Annotated in this window: 11 protein-coding genes and 1 pseudogene; 10 read left to right on the top strand and 2 right to left on the bottom strand. The window is 44.2% G+C overall.

What is annotated here, in order from left to right; translation table 11 throughout:
* The coding region (locus G631_RS0115630; protein WP_026490237.1) for a 2'-5' RNA ligase family protein at positions 1–377 on the top strand (377 nt) is incomplete at its 5' end.
* Between the two features lie 644 nt (positions 378–1,021).
* On the opposite strand, the gene G631_RS0115625 is transcribed toward G631_RS0115630, so the two are convergent.
* Complete coding sequence (locus G631_RS0115625; protein WP_026490236.1) at positions 1,022–2,077, bottom strand: AraC family transcriptional regulator; 1,056 nt, start codon at positions 2,075–2,077, stop codon at positions 1,022–1,024.
* Positions 2,078–2,304: 227 nt separating this feature from the next.
* Here G631_RS0115625 and G631_RS0115620 point away from each other — a divergent pair, with 227 nt between their 5' ends.
* The 9 genes from G631_RS0115620 to G631_RS0115580 all read left to right on the top strand — a co-directional run bounded on the left by G631_RS0115620 (position 2,305) and on the right by G631_RS0115580 (position 13,782).
* On the top strand, positions 2,305–3,804 hold the full coding sequence (locus G631_RS0115620) for a sugar ABC transporter ATP-binding protein (RefSeq protein ID WP_035789918.1): 1,500 nt from the start codon (positions 2,305–2,307) through the stop codon (positions 3,802–3,804).
* 12 nt (positions 3,805–3,816) lie between these two features.
* The gene (locus tag G631_RS0115615; protein ID WP_022759385.1) at positions 3,817–4,794 is read left to right on the top strand and encodes an ABC transporter permease; all 978 of its coding nucleotides are present in this window, start codon (positions 3,817–3,819) and stop codon (positions 4,792–4,794) included.
* A 29-nt stretch (positions 4,795–4,823) separates the two neighbouring features.
* The gene (locus G631_RS0115610) at positions 4,824–6,026 is read left to right on the top strand and encodes a substrate-binding domain-containing protein (protein ID WP_026490234.1); all 1,203 of its coding nucleotides are present in this window, start codon (positions 4,824–4,826) and stop codon (positions 6,024–6,026) included.
* A 16-nt stretch (positions 6,027–6,042) separates the two neighbouring features.
* Entirely contained in the window at positions 6,043–7,026 is a 984-nt protein-coding gene (locus tag G631_RS0115605; RefSeq protein WP_022759387.1) for an ABC transporter permease, read from the top strand.
* A complete protein-coding gene (locus tag G631_RS0115600; RefSeq protein WP_051197320.1) occupies positions 7,019–8,560 on the top strand; it encodes an alpha-L-rhamnosidase-related protein in 1,542 nt (513 codons plus the stop codon). The genes G631_RS0115605 and G631_RS0115600 overlap by 8 nt, the downstream gene beginning before the upstream one ends.
* Entirely contained in the window at positions 8,561–10,321 is a 1,761-nt protein-coding gene (locus G631_RS0115595) for a glycoside hydrolase family 3 protein (protein WP_026490232.1), read from the top strand. It abuts the gene before it with no gap.
* A gap of 15 nt (positions 10,322–10,336) precedes the next feature.
* Positions 10,337–10,978: a beta-phosphoglucomutase gene (gene pgmB / locus G631_RS0115590; protein WP_330365726.1), complete on the top strand. Its 642-nt coding sequence runs from the start codon at positions 10,337–10,339 to the stop codon at positions 10,976–10,978.
* Positions 10,979–11,478: 500 nt separating this feature from the next.
* Positions 11,479–13,014 carry a methyl-accepting chemotaxis protein gene (locus G631_RS0115585; RefSeq protein ID WP_026490230.1) on the top strand — a complete coding sequence of 512 codons (1,536 nt, stop codon included), beginning with the start codon at positions 11,479–11,481 and terminating at the stop codon, positions 13,012–13,014.
* A gap of 171 nt (positions 13,015–13,185) precedes the next feature.
* Positions 13,186–13,782 (top strand): histidine phosphatase family protein, encoded by a 597-nt coding sequence (locus G631_RS0115580; protein ID WP_026490229.1) that lies wholly within the window; start codon positions 13,186–13,188, stop codon positions 13,780–13,782.
* Positions 13,783–13,823: 41 nt separating this feature from the next.
* On the opposite strand, the pseudogene G631_RS21230 reads toward G631_RS0115580, so the two are convergent.
* A pseudogene (locus G631_RS21230) lies at positions 13,824–14,012 on the bottom strand (RNA-guided endonuclease InsQ/TnpB family protein); the annotation flags it as partial.

Raw genomic sequence — 14,012 nt, 5'->3', positions numbered from 1 at the left:
TTGGGGAGTATGACGATCCTGAGCAGGTGGTGGAGGTTATGCAAAAGGTGCCGCTTAGGTCTTTTTCTGTAAGGCTGAGTGGGTACAGGCCTTTCAGAGATATGTTTTTTGCTGAGTTTGAAGAAAATGAGAGCTTGAAAGAGTATGTGAAAAGGCTTAGGAAAGCTCTTTTGGAAGAAGAGATTTCTTTTGACAGAAAGAAGTTCATGCCGCATGTGACGCTGATCCGGAGAGCAGACTGCACTAAGGGCAAAGCTTTTTTGCCAGAGTTTCAGGAAAGTGACGCTATGAGAGTCAATGGCATTTCTCTCATGAAGTCTGAGCAGGGGAGGCATGGAGTGGTATATACGGAAATTGGGTATGCCAGAGCATTGTGAGGTTGAAATATATCAGAATAAAAAAATAGCATCCCTGGGCTCTGGTGAAACGTCGTCACCTTTGCTGTGGATGCTATTTTTTTACCACTTAACAACTATTTCTACCGCTCGTGAAGCATAAGCCACGTAAAGTGAAATGGTTGTTTTTCTTATCTGTTTATATATACGAATGAAGATGATGTTGTGGCAAAAATAATTTTCTTAAATGGTGAAATGAGAGAATCAGCATGGTATTCAGAGATGGAATTTCTGTGCCCATTGTACGAAAGTGACCTAGATGCAGGATTTCATGTAAGCCAAAAAATTAGGCGGCTTACACGAAAGTGGTAGTTAGGCGTAGGTTCATATAAGCAAGTATAAAAGAGTGGAAGTGGAGGCTTTACACGAAAATAGCTGAAAGGCGTGAATTCATATAAGCAAGTTAAGTATCATAGAACTGGTGCTCTTACACGAAAATAGAAGACATATATAGTTGTGTGTAAGAGAGGATTGAGGCGGCCTTACATGAAAGTAATCAAGAGGCAGGATTTCATGTAAGCCTTGCAGTTAAAAAGGCCTCTAAAGTGTATTATACGGATACGATGGCAGCAGGGCTGGCAAAAGACTTTGGCGTTACATTGCCGGAGAAGTTCCTGTAAGGTCTTTTACCTGTTCCTACTGGATGCAGACTCCTTTCGATAAGCGGAAGGAGTCATTTTTGTGTGCTTTTTAAACTGACGGATATAGTGCTCCGTGGTGTCATATCCCACAGCTTCAGCTATGGTGGCAACACTCATGGTGGAGTTTGCAAGAAGATCCTGACTTCGCTCTATTCGCACGGTCCTGAGGATTTCGGTGTAGGTCATTCCCGTAAGCTCTTTTATCAGTCTTGAGGTGTACTCGTTGGAATAATGGAATTTCTCGGAGAGGTCCGAGAGAGTTACCTCCTTGTAATTCTCCTGAATATACTGGATAAGGGCATATCGCTGTACATCTATGCGGCTGTCAAACAGCGGCATCTGAACGGATTCCGAGTAGTTCCTTATTATCAGATAAAAATCAAGAAGCAGGGTATTTGTAATGGCCTGGTAATGGTACTCCTGTCTGTTGAGGGATTCTGTCAGCATCCAGATAAAGGAAGTGGCTATGCCCTCATCGGAGCCTGTGTGGAACATGATGTAGTCGTTGGCCTTCTTGGCATATATATTATTCAGGAAAAAAGAACTGAGTATATTCGGGGTGTTCAGGAAGGAATAGAACATGGAATGTAAAGTATCCCTTCTGAGCATTATGTTTATGACTATGGTGTCGTCAAACACGCTGATGGAGTGTTTGATTCCGGGAGGAATAACACAGAAATCTCCCGTACGCATCTCGATGTTCCTTCCGGAGATGGTCTGGGAACACTTGCCGTCATAGACATAGCTCAGCTCAAAAAAGGTATGACTGTGCTCGATGGCCGGTGAATATCTCTCGTGCTTCTGTACCACTATACTGTCATTATTTGACAGGTCGAAAAAGAAGGAATCTTCGAATACCTCGGGGATTGTCTCGGGCTTTTCGGTAATCAGAAGGTGTCTGTCAAGAACAAGCTTCATATCAAGACCATCAAGAAAAGCCCTCAGACTGTCTTTGTCCTTTCCGGCAAGATAGTAGTCTCTGTAAAATTTCTCAGTTTCGGTAATGTCGTATATGTGCTGCTTTACCGCTGTGTGATCCATATCTTTAATTTCCTTATTATCTTTAATGAACGTCCGGTTAAAACAGGTAAATAATACCCCTAACAGAGGTAAATGTCAAAATAGTTCATTTTAGTATCAGAAATAATAGATTTTCATCATAATAAGTCAATATAATTGAGCGATTATGTGAATTATGTAAAAGTCGTTTGCTCAATATAATGAATCCATAAACAAGCAATACCTCAGACAGAAAGGATTCATTGGTTATGAATACTCCGATTCTGGAAATGAAAAACATAACAAAAAAATTCGGAAGTGTGACTGCTCTCACCGGAGTAGACCTTGAGGTTTACCCCGGTGAGATAAGAGGTCTCATAGGTGAGAACGGTTCTGGAAAATCTACCATATCATCCATAGCGGCGGGAATGCAGAAAGCAACCTCGGGGCAGATGTCTTATGAAGGAAACGCCTGGGAACCCGAGAGCATGATCGATGCTTTGAATAAAGGTATAGGAATGGTGGTTCAGGAGAGTGGAACAATAACGGGGATCACCGTTGCGGAGAATATATTTCTGGCAGAGATGAAGAAGTTTAAAAAGGGCCTCCTTGTGGATAGAAAAAGACTCTTCGAGGAAGCGGACAGAGCCCTTTCCAATATAGGAATAACCTCCATTTCCGGAAAGAATATGATGGACAGCCTTTCCTTCCAGGACAGGAAGCTGGTGGAAATCGCCAAGGTCATACTTAAAAAGCCGAAGATCCTGGTGATAGATGAAACCAGCACGGCACTATCTCATGACGGAAGACAGATCATGTACGGCATCATGAAAAAGATGAAAAAAGAGGGCGGTTCAGTACTTTTTATCTCCCATGATCTGGAGGAAATAATGGAGGTCTGCGACACCCTGACAGTCCTAAGGGACGGGAATCTTATAAGAACTTTCGCTAAAGAGGAATTTGATGAAGAACTTATAAGGACCAGCATGATAGGAAGAGAGATAGAGGGCGATTACTACAGACCGGACTTTAGCTGCAGCTTCCTTGATGAAGAAGCCATTGTGGTAAAGAATCTGTGCTTTAAGGACAAACTTAAGGACGTGTCCCTGACACTTCACTGCGGAGAGATCCTGGGAATTGGAGGACTTGCGGACTGCGGAATGCATGAACTTGGAGAGGCTATGTTTGGAGCGCTTAAACCCGAGAGCGGCGCAGTCATATCCCCGAAAGGGCGGCAGATAAAGTCTCCCCACAACGCAATGACTGACAAGATAGGATATGTATCCAAGGACAGAGACAGAAAATCCCTGTGCCTTGAGGCCAGCATCAAGGACAATATCGCGATTGCGGGAATGAACATATTCAAATCCGGGGCGGGACTTATAACCAGGTCCGCGGAAAGAAAATATGTAGACGCGCAGATAGATGCCTTGAGGATCAAATGTTCGGGAAGAGATCAGGCAGTAGCACAGCTCTCCGGCGGCAACAAGCAAAAGGTAGTCTTTGGAAAATGGATAGGTTGCGACAGTAGGATCCTGATACTGGATTGCCCCACGAGAGGTGTGGACATCGGTGTCAAGCAGGCAATGTATCAGCTTATGTCACAGCTTAAGAGCGAAGGGAAGGCCATTCTCATGATAAGTGAAGAGCTTCCTGAACTCATCGGGATGAGCGACAGGGTTCTTATCATGAAGAACGGTGAAATAACAGGAGAATTTCAGCGGAGTAAAGATCTGTCCGAGAGCGACATCATAGGATGCATGATCTAGGAGGCAAAAGAAATGAATATAAAGAAAATCATAAACAGGCAGAATATCATAGCTCTTTTGCCCATGGCGGCGCTGGCGGTGCTCTTTCTTGTTTTCTGCACAGTGGTTAATGCAAAGGGTTACAGACTTGATATGTATCTGAAGATTGTGTTCAATGAGGCGCTGGTTCTGGCAATCGTAGCAACGGGAGCAACTTTCATCTATACCCTTGGAACCTTTGATATCAGCCTTGGCGCTTCCACACTGTTTTCGGCAACTCTCGGAGTAATGGTCTACAACAGAACAGAGAATATAGCGCTGATGATGGCGGTGATACTGCTTACGGGAATTGTGTGTTCGCTGCTCAATTCGGTGCTGGCCTCAATCTTCCACATACCGGCCTTTGTAACCACGGTCGCGATGATGTCCGTACTGTCAGCTGTATCTGCGCAGATAATTACGGTAAACGGAGGAGCGCTGGGTGGGATAAGCATTCCCAGCAGCGTAGTAAAGCCCTTTGACAATATGCCCTTCAAGATAGCAACTCTTTTGCTGTTCTTTGCAGTCTCAGTCTTTGTATTTGAGTTCACAAAGGTGGGAAGAAGGATGAAGTTCGTGGGAGGAAATCCCCTCTGTGCATATCTTACAGGCATCAAAGCCGACAAATACACGATACTGGCTTTTGTTATGGCGGGTATCGGTATAGGACTCGGAGCATTCCTTACCCTTGTGTATACCCCTTCGGTCACTACGACAACGGCTTCAAGTATAGGAATGAATATCTTTATAGCTATAGTATTCGGAGGAATGCCAATATCGGGAGGCGCAAGATCCAGGATATACGCCGCACTGGTTGGAGGCTTCTCATATATGCTGCTGAACGACATTCTGGAGATAGTGATTGATTCCAGTGCAGCATACGGAATAACACAGGTGATCAGCGCAGTTTTCTTCCTGATAGTGGTATATATCACGGGAATGAATTACAAAACCGCACTGTTGCCAAGGTAAAGAACTTTAGAAAAAACGGAGGAAAGATTATGAACAGGAAAGTAACAAAGGTACTCGGGCTTGCCATGGCAGCAGCCATGACCGTAATGACAGGATGCGGTAACAGTGCACCTGCTGCGGTTTCAGACACAACAGATAACAGCACTGATAATGCGGTTGTAAGTGAAGCTTCCGCGGATCAGGGTGAAACTCGTAAGATCGGTGTTCTTGTGGCCGACGTCAGCGGCGAGGAGGCACTTGGATTCAGAAACTACTACGAGAAATATATTCAGAACAACTATAACGTAACCTTTGATTATACAGATGCTCTTGCCAGTGCTGAGGATGAGAAAGCTGCCATCGAGAAGTTTGCATCAAAGGGATATGACGCCGTTATCTCGCTCTCCAGCAGTGACAGAGCTCAGCAGATCGAGACCTGTGAAGAGTATGGCATATACTATGCGGTTGCATCCGGCGTGCTTGATGAGAGTCAGTATGAGACCTACAAGACTTATGAGCATTTTGTCGGCCAGGTTGGACCTTCAAACGAGACAGAGTTTGAAGCCGGCAAGGAGATGGGAAAGTACTTTAAGGATAAGGGAGTAAAGAGCGTTGCCATCTATGGAGCGTTTATCCCCAACCCCATGCACGTATACCGTGCAGCAGGTGTGATCGCCGGACTTGGTGATACCTACGGCGGAACAGATGATATGAACGGTATGATCGGACAGATATTCCAGGATCAGGGTGTTGATCTTACAAAGGTTTCGGGAGATGTTGAAGTGGTAGCTTACCTCCAGGGATATGGCGACACAACCACCGATGAGCTCAATGCAGCAATCCAGAAAGCTCCTGAGGCATTTATCTCAGTGGGAATGGCAACAACTTTCTTTGCTCAGACACTTAGCCAGGAGAACATCCCTTTCTCCGATATCGACTCCTTTACAGCCATGAACAGCGAATCATTGAAGAACGGCTCTCTTGAGTATCTTGCAGGCAAGTACTCTTCTTCCATCGGACCTGTATTTGCGCTGGTAATGGATGCGATTAACGGAAATGTTATAAGAGATCCCGAAGGAAATGCGGTTTCCTTTACTCAGGGCTATCTTGTGGCAACAGATGCAGAATCCTTTGACCAGTACTATGTAAACGACAACGGTGATACACCTATTTTTGACAAGGCAAGTCTTGATGGCATTATCGGTCAGGATGTTACCTATGATGATGTAAAGGCACTTATCGAGAGTAAGTGATGAATGGAGGCAGTTCATGAGCACCCTTAAGAAGATTTTAAAGACATTGGCAATCCCTGCGGCTGTGGCAGTGGTATTGGAAGGAATCTGTCTTGCAAACGGGCAGACCATCATATCGGGAGCAAAGAGCTTTGATAACTTTGTGGTGTATACAGCCATCGTTATGATCACCACCATGGCGCTCTCCATAAACTTAAACAGCGGAAGATTTGATTTTTCCCTGGGGGCAATGGCAGGACTTTCATCTGTGATAGGTGCGAAGATCACATATGGTTTTCTTAAAGGGGGCTCTGGTTCTGCACTTCTTATGCTGATAATAACGGTTCTTGCGGGAGCACTGTTGGGACTTATATCGGGAGCTGTGTACTGCGCTTTGAGGCTTCCGCCCATTATCGTCTCTCTTGGTGTGACCCTGGTATACGAGGGAATAATGTATACCATAACAGGCGGCAAATACCTTATGAGTGAGGTTCAGAACAGATCCATGTCAGGCTTTGTTGGAACCTGGTTTTACGCAGCTGTTATCATTGCGGCGGTTCTTATCTTTATGATCATTGTCTTTGAGCGGACCTCCTTCGGCTATGATTACAACGCCCTTAAGTCAGGGCAGAAGGTAGCTGTAGCCACCGGTATCAATGAGGTTAAAAACGCCCTTATCTGTTACACGATCTGCGGCGGCCTTATGGGACTTGTGGGTATGCTGAATGCCGCAAGAAATACCACTATAAACGGAGGACAGCTGAATTTCGGAAGTATAGCCATTATGTTCACGGCCTTCCTTCCGATGTTCATTGCAGGCTATATCGGAAGGTTCGGAAACGAGAAGGTGGGCTTTCTGCTCTCTGCCCTGTGTATGTCCCTTCTGAATTCCACCTTTGCGGTTTTCTCAAACCGGATAAATGCCACAACTCAGTCGATCATAAACGCAGTACTGCTGGTGATCTTCTTAATCTATTTAAACAATAATCATTTGATCAAGAGAATATTTGCACATGTATAACGAAAAATTATTACGGGAAGCGACAGCTCTTTTCCCTGAAATAAAGAAAAACAAGATAAACGAATGCAAGTGTATTGACTTAAAGAAGGATGGGGATGTCATAAAAAGAGATCCCCGTCCGGCATATGAGTCTATCGCACTGAAAAAAGACGACTCCATCATCCTGGATTTTGAGGACCACTATGTGGGGTACCTGTCCCTGGACCTTGGCTATGAAGGGGCTCATCCTGACTCTCCGGTACTTCTGAGGATCCGTTTTGCGGAAAGAGAGATCGAGCTTTTTGAGGATGCCTCAGAATATAAGGGCTGGGTCTCACCGGCCTGGATTGAGGAGGAACTTATCCATGTGGACATAGTGCCGTCTGTTGTGGAACTGGACAGGAGATACTCCTTCAGATACGTGAGGATAGAGGTGGTTGATATCAGCTCCAGATTCTCCTTAAGGGTAAATGAAGCATCCCTCACAGCAGTATCCTCTGCCCCGGATGAAGCTCTTTTGCCCTACTACAGCAGTAATGAGCTGGACAGGGAGATTGACAGGGTGGCTGTAAAAACACTCCATGACTGTATGCAGACGGTCTTTGAGGATGGACCCAAAAGGGACAGAAGGCTTTGGATCGGAGACCTGCGAATTCAGGCTCTGGTGAACTATGTCACCTACAATATGAATGACATGGTAAAGTCAAATCTTTATCTGTTCGGGGCTCTGACCCAGGAAGACGGACGGGTGGGAGCCTGTATCTTCCTTGATCCGAAGCCTGAAGTTGATGACACGAATATGTTTGACTATTCCCTGTTCTTTATTGTGATACTTCGGGATTACTACAAAAGGACCGGGGATAAAAAAGCTGTGCTGGACCTTTTTGATGTATGCAAAAGACAGATTGAGCTGGCAAGTAACAGCCTCGATGAGCGGCATGTGGTAAGGGACTCGGATGTTCTTGGCTGGTGTTTTGTGGACTGGAATCTTGCCCTCAACAAACAGGCCTCCGCTCAGGGAATCTTCATGTATGCTCTTGAGGCGGCTATCGAGCTTGCCCAGTGCGTCGGAGACGTTCTTGCGGAGGAGGAATATGCGCAGCTTTATCTCAAGCTCAAGGAAGCTTCCAACAGATTTCTTTATGATGTTGAGAAGAAGCTCTATGTAAGCGGAGCAGAAAGTCAGATTTCTTTTGCCTCGCAGATATGGATGGTGCTTGGAGGAGCAATGGAGGGAAAGGCAGCAGAGCGGCTCTTTGACAGAATGGAGGCCTGCCCTGAAGCAGTGACCATGGTGACTCCCTACATGTACCATAACTACATAGATGCGCTTATTAAAATTGGAAAAAAAGATGTGGCTCACAGGAAAATGTCAAAGTACTGGGGAGGAATGGTGGCAAATTCCGCCGATACCTTCTGGGAACTGTACAATCCGGAAAATCCCAACGAGTCGCCCTACGGTGGGACCATTGTGAACAGCTATTGCCATGCATGGAGCTGCGGACCGGCATATTTTCTGAGAACCTATTTTAATGATACGAAGGATGAACCGTAAATGAGCATAAAGATTGATTATAAAGCAAACCCGTTCTGCCTTGATGATGAGGCGATAAAGTGGGTAGAGGATACCTTTGCCTCAATGACGGAAGATGAGAAGTGTGGGCAGGTATTCTGCCCCATGGGATTTTCCAATGACGATAATGTTCTTCGGGGCATAGTTGAAGGCGCAGCTGTGGGAGGAATGATGTACAGAAGCGGCCCGGCAAAAGAACTGAGAGCCACCCACAGGAAGATACAGGACATGGCCAGGATTCCTCTTCTTATCGCTGCCAATACAGAGGCCGGAGGAGACGGACTCTCCTTAGAGGGGACGAGTTTTGGAAAACCAATGGCGGTAGCTGCAACAAACGATCCGGAAAACGGATACCGGATGGGATATGTTGCCTGCAAAGAAGGCGCAGCGCTAGGGCTTAACTGGTCCTTTGCCCCTATCGTGGATATCAACAGAGAATTTCACAATCCCATAACCAATGTAAGGACCTTCGGAGATGACCCGAAGAAAATCGAAGCCTTTGCCTCAAGATACATGGATGGAGCCGATGAATGCGGCGTAGCGGTATCAATCAAGCACTTTCCCGGAGACGGCATAGATGAGAGGGACCAGCACATCGTTACAAGTGTTAACTCACTTGGCGTCAGGGAGTGGGATGAAAGCTTTGGCTATATCTACGGATCGCTTATAGGCAAGGGAGCAAAGACCGTGATGGTTGGACATATCGCTCAGCCTGCCTATGTAAAGGAGATTAACAAGGATGCCACAAAAGAGGAGATGCTCCGCCCCGCCTCTCTTTCTAAGGAGCTCCTGCAGGGACTGCTTAGAGGAAAACTTGGCTTTAACGGTCTTATCATCACTGATGCGACTCCGATGGTGGGCTTTACCTCGGCAATGCCAAGGAGCAGGGCCATCCCTACGGCAATTATGAGCGGCTGCGATATGATCCTCTTTAACAAGGATCTTTCCGAGGACATCGGCTTTTTGAAAGATGGACTGAAAAGCGGTCTTCTTACAAATGAGCGCCTGGATGAGGCGGTTCTTCGCATCCTTGCCACAAAGGCCTCACTGGGGCTTCATGTAAAGCAGAGGGAAGGAAGACTTGTTCCCCCGGAGGATGCCATAGACATTGTTGGCTGCAGTGAGCATAGAGCCTTTGCAAAAGAGGTTGCCGATAAGGCCATCACCCTTGTCAGGGATGAGAAGGCTCTTTTGCCTGTAAATCCGGGTAAGTATAAGAGGATATACCTTAATGTTATAGACAAAGAGATGGATCCCTGCAGCGATTTTGCGCTGATGTGGAAGAAAAAGCTTGAGAAGGAAGGGTTCGAAGTTACCGTAAGGGACAGGAGAACGCGGATAACGCCCATGGATTTCATGGATGTTGAAAACCTCCCGGACAAGAAGAAGGCTCTTTTGAATGAAATGTACAGAAGCGTTTCCGAGATGAAGAAGGATTACGATCTGTATATCTATGTCTGCAACATGGAGAATGCATCCAATAACACCACCCTGCGTCTTAACTGGAATGTGCTCTTTGGCCTCGGTGATGATGCTCCCTGGCATGCAAAAGAGATACCGATGATAATGGTCTCCACTGCATACCCCTATCATCTTTTTGATGCACCCATGATCGGAACCTATATCAATGCTTACAGCGGTAATGAAGACTTCTGCAATGCTGTGATTGAAAAACTCATGGGAAGATCGAAGTTTGAGGGAGTAAGCCCCATAGATCCCTTCTGCGGAAAGGATTACATATAAAGAGAGGGAGAAAGGATGGGTAAGATGAATATAAAAGGGATAATCTTTGATCTGGACGGAGTCATCTGCAGCACCGATGAGTATCACTATCAGGCGTGGAAATCCATCGCGGACGATGAGGGGATATATTTTGACAGAAAGATAAATGAAAGACTCCGTGGAGTCTCAAGGGCAGAAAGCCTTGAAATCATACTTGAGAGGGCAGCAGCTGTATACAGGCCGGAGGAAAAGGCTGCTCTCATGGAAAAAAAGAACAATATCTACAGAAAACTTCTGAAGAATATGGGCCCCGGGGATGTCACTGAGGAGGTAAGAAGCACTTTAAGGGAGCTTAAGGAAAGAGGATATGGTCTTGCCATTGGCTCTTCCTCAAAGAATACCCGGTTCATCCTGGAGAGGACAGCCCTTACTGATGCCTTTGACGGTATCAGCGACGGCAACATGATCTCCAGGTCCAAGCCTGACCCTGAGGTGTTCATCAAGGCTGCGGGAATTCTTGGGCTTAAAAACGAGGAGTGCCTTGTGATAGAAGATGCAATCTCGGGTATAAACGCGGCAAATGCAGCGGGGTTTCACAGTGTCGGAATAGGCCCTGCCGCGGAGTGTGACGAAGCAGAGTTTAAAATAAGTTTTTTTTCCGAAATACTGGATATTTAGTTTCAAAAATGTGTCTTTCTTCGTATAAATGGATATATCACGCATGATGATTTCTGTGCCCATTGTACGAAAGTGACCTAGATGCAGAATTTCATGTAAGCCAAAAAAATAGGCGGCTTACACGAAAGTGGTAGTAAGGCGTAGTTTCATATAAGCAAGTATAAAAGAGTGGAAGTAGAGGCTTTACACGAAAACAGCTGAAAGGTGTGAATTCATATAAGCAAGTTAAGTATCATAGAACTGGTGCTATTACACGAAAATAGAAGACATATATAGTTGTGTGTAAGAGAGGAATGAAGTGGCCTTACATGAAAGTAATCAAGAGGCAGGATTTCATGTAAGTCAAGGTGAAATTAAGTGTAAAATAAATAATTTATTTCAACGCAGAGTTTTTTAATAATAATTTCAGAGATATTTACTTATGAGAATTTGCGAAATTTAGTAAAATAGTTATGGCAATCTGGTTAACATAAACCATTTATCTCAGGAGGTAATTATCAATGAATAAAAAATCTGCTTTTGAAGTATACCTGTCTGCGGTTTTTAAATGGGGTATTACTGCACTGGTATCGGCCTGTATGTTTGCTACAGCAATGTTCATAGTGGAAAAGACACTTGGCTTTTATCAGGTTATCCCTTGGATCGCAGTAATAATTTTCAGCATCATGGATGTGTGTTTCTTTATTACAGGAATGCTGATTCTTAAGTCTTCATTTGATGAAGATGGATATTTAAAAGATGGAAAACTTCAAATAGGAAAGATTTTCTGCTCAGTTGTTCTTATCCTTCAGTGGAACTACATTATTTACATGGTTCCGACCAGAACATTCTGGGGATTTTTATGTTTCTTCCTGATACTTATCGGATTCTTTATGGATATTAAGCTACTGTCCGTTACCGGCAGTATTTGTATTGTTTCTATGTTTATTGCATGGTTTGTCAGAGGCACAGCTCTTTTGCCAGTAAAAGACGAACTCTTTATTACAGATGTAATCATGTGTGTTGTAGGCCTTGTGCTTTCGTTAGCCGGCCTTGTAATGTTCTTATTCTTTGTTTCACACTTTTTGATTACTGCCAAAAAGGATGAGCTTGAAGAGAACAACAGGCGTGTTACAGGTGTTATGGATGCTGTTCGTTCAATATCTTCCAAGATGGTAACTGCAGGAACAACTCTTTTGGATATCTCATCAAGTGAGAGCGCTTCAGCAGAAGAGCTATCAGCAACAAGTGATGAGCTTGTTAAAAACAGTAATATTCTTGGTAATAAAGCAGATGAGAGTATGGCAAACTTGTCAGAGCTTAATGATTGCGCAAGCATTGTAGAAGAAAATGTTGAGACTGTTGAGAAGACATCTGACAACCTTCTTAAGAAGTCAAAAGAAAATGAGAAATCATTAAATGATCTTCAGGGAATAAATTCGGAAGTTTCTGATTCTATGGCAGTTACAACAGATATTGCAGACAGACTTCTAAAGGCAGTAGAAGAAATTGGAACAACGCTTGAACTTATTCAGGGAATTTCGTCATCAACAAGCCTTCTTGCTCTTAATGCTTCAATTGAGGCCGCAAGAGCGGGTGATGCTGGAAAGGGATTTGCTGTTGTAGCAACTGAAGTTGGTAATCTTGCAGAAAACACGCAGAGCTCACTTAAGGACGTTGGTGCAATAATTGAAAGAGTTCAGAAGAACGTAGAAGAGATTACAGGACAGGTTGAGATAAATGCCAATAAGCTTGCTGAACAGAATGAACAGTTTAAGACAGTATTTGGCGACATAAGTGAAATGACTACAATGCTGAATGATTCGGTTAATGCAATTGAAGAGATGAATGCGGCACATAAACGCCAGTCAGAAATCATCAAAAAAACTGTTGAGATTAACCAGAATATCGCAGAGAGTATCAGAAGTGAGAACGAGCAGTTTGTGGCTATCAGTACCATGGCTGGAAATAATGCTACAAATACTGAGCATGTTGCACAGCAGGCTAGTGCAATCAATGACATGGTTGATGAGATTAATCGTCTTCTGAATAATTAAAAAGATGTGAGTGTCAAAAGACTGTGCCTTCTAAAAAAGAGGGCACAGTCTTTTTTTCCTGCATCTATATATGATATCATCTAGAATATGCAGTGTACCACTCTGTAAAAGATTTACAACTTCTGGGGATGCCAAAGATTTTATTCGCATGGAGTATGAAAAGAGGGAATTGTGAAGATATATTTTGCGAGACATGGACAAACAGATTGGAATATATTAGGAAAAGTTCAAGGTACGACTGATATTCCTTTGAATGAGAATGGAATAGCGCAAGCACAGCTGCTTTGCAAAAACCTTGAGGAAAAAGATATTTCTTTTGAAAAGATATATACCAGCTACCAGGCTAGAGCAGTTAGGACTGCGCAGATAATAGATGAACATTTCCATACAGGGTATGAGATAGTTAGAGGCTTGGAAGAAATGAATCTGGGATTGTTTGAAGGGCATACCTGGGATGAGATTCTTTCTTTATATGATGAAGAGCATAAGCTGTGGCTTTCAAATAAGAGATATAATTGCACCCCTGACGGCGAATCATATCAAATGGTTATGGAAAGACTGTTTAAAGCACTTGATTATATTCTTGGTCAGCACGACAGTTCTTCAGATAAGAACCTCCTGATAATATCCCACGGAGCTGTTATCATGACGCTTCTTGCTATGAAAAGAAATATACCTTTTGAGCAGTCGCATACAATTGAGGTTAACAATGCGGCACCTATAGAATTCAGTATAGAGGAATTAGAGGAAATAAGAGAAAGACTATGAATGAACTAACCTCACCGACTCCACGTCGGAAAGGGTTTCTGTTATGCCGCATGGCGGCATGAACCTGTAGGATGCTCTATGCAGCCTGCAGAACAGGGCATGTCCACTATACCCCTATCCCATTGGCTTACCTTTGGGAATACTTTCCTTAAGATGTTTGCAGCTCCATTTATGTCTGCATTTGTTATTGTACCATCGTAGTGCCTGTAAAGTCCTCTCTGTATCCTCTT

The sequence above is a fragment of the Butyrivibrio sp. XBB1001 genome (genome assembly GCF_000424505.1).
Classification (GTDB): Bacteria; Bacillota; Clostridia; order Lachnospirales; family Lachnospiraceae; genus Butyrivibrio.
Note: the sequence above shows the minus strand (reverse complement) of the source record. Positions and strands in the feature narration are given on the sequence as shown.

What these genes read in the sequence shown, in the direction of transcription:
- G631_RS0115610 (WP_026490234.1), top strand. Translation starts at nt 4,824, where the DNA reads ATGAACAGGAAAGTAACAAAGGTACTCGGGCTTGCCATGGCAGCAGCC.
- G631_RS0115605 (WP_022759387.1), top strand. Translation starts at nt 6,043, where the DNA reads ATGAGCACCCTTAAGAAGATTTTAAAGACATTGGCAATCCCTGCGGCT.
- G631_RS0115600 (WP_051197320.1), top strand. Translation starts at nt 7,019, where the DNA reads ATGTATAACGAAAAATTATTACGGGAAGCGACAGCTCTTTTCCCTGAA.
- G631_RS0115595 (WP_026490232.1), top strand. Translation starts at nt 8,561, where the DNA reads ATGAGCATAAAGATTGATTATAAAGCAAACCCGTTCTGCCTTGATGAT.
- G631_RS0115620 (WP_035789918.1), top strand. Translation starts at nt 2,305, where the DNA reads ATGAATACTCCGATTCTGGAAATGAAAAACATAACAAAAAAATTCGGA.
- G631_RS0115615 (WP_022759385.1), top strand. Translation starts at nt 3,817, where the DNA reads ATGAATATAAAGAAAATCATAAACAGGCAGAATATCATAGCTCTTTTG.
- G631_RS0115585 (WP_026490230.1), top strand. Translation starts at nt 11,479, where the DNA reads ATGAATAAAAAATCTGCTTTTGAAGTATACCTGTCTGCGGTTTTTAAA.
- G631_RS0115625 (WP_026490236.1), bottom strand. Translation starts at nt 2,077, where the DNA reads ATGGATCACACAGCGGTAAAGCAGCACATATACGACATTACCGAAACT.
- pgmB (WP_330365726.1), top strand. Translation starts at nt 10,337, where the DNA reads ATGGGTAAGATGAATATAAAAGGGATAATCTTTGATCTGGACGGAGTC.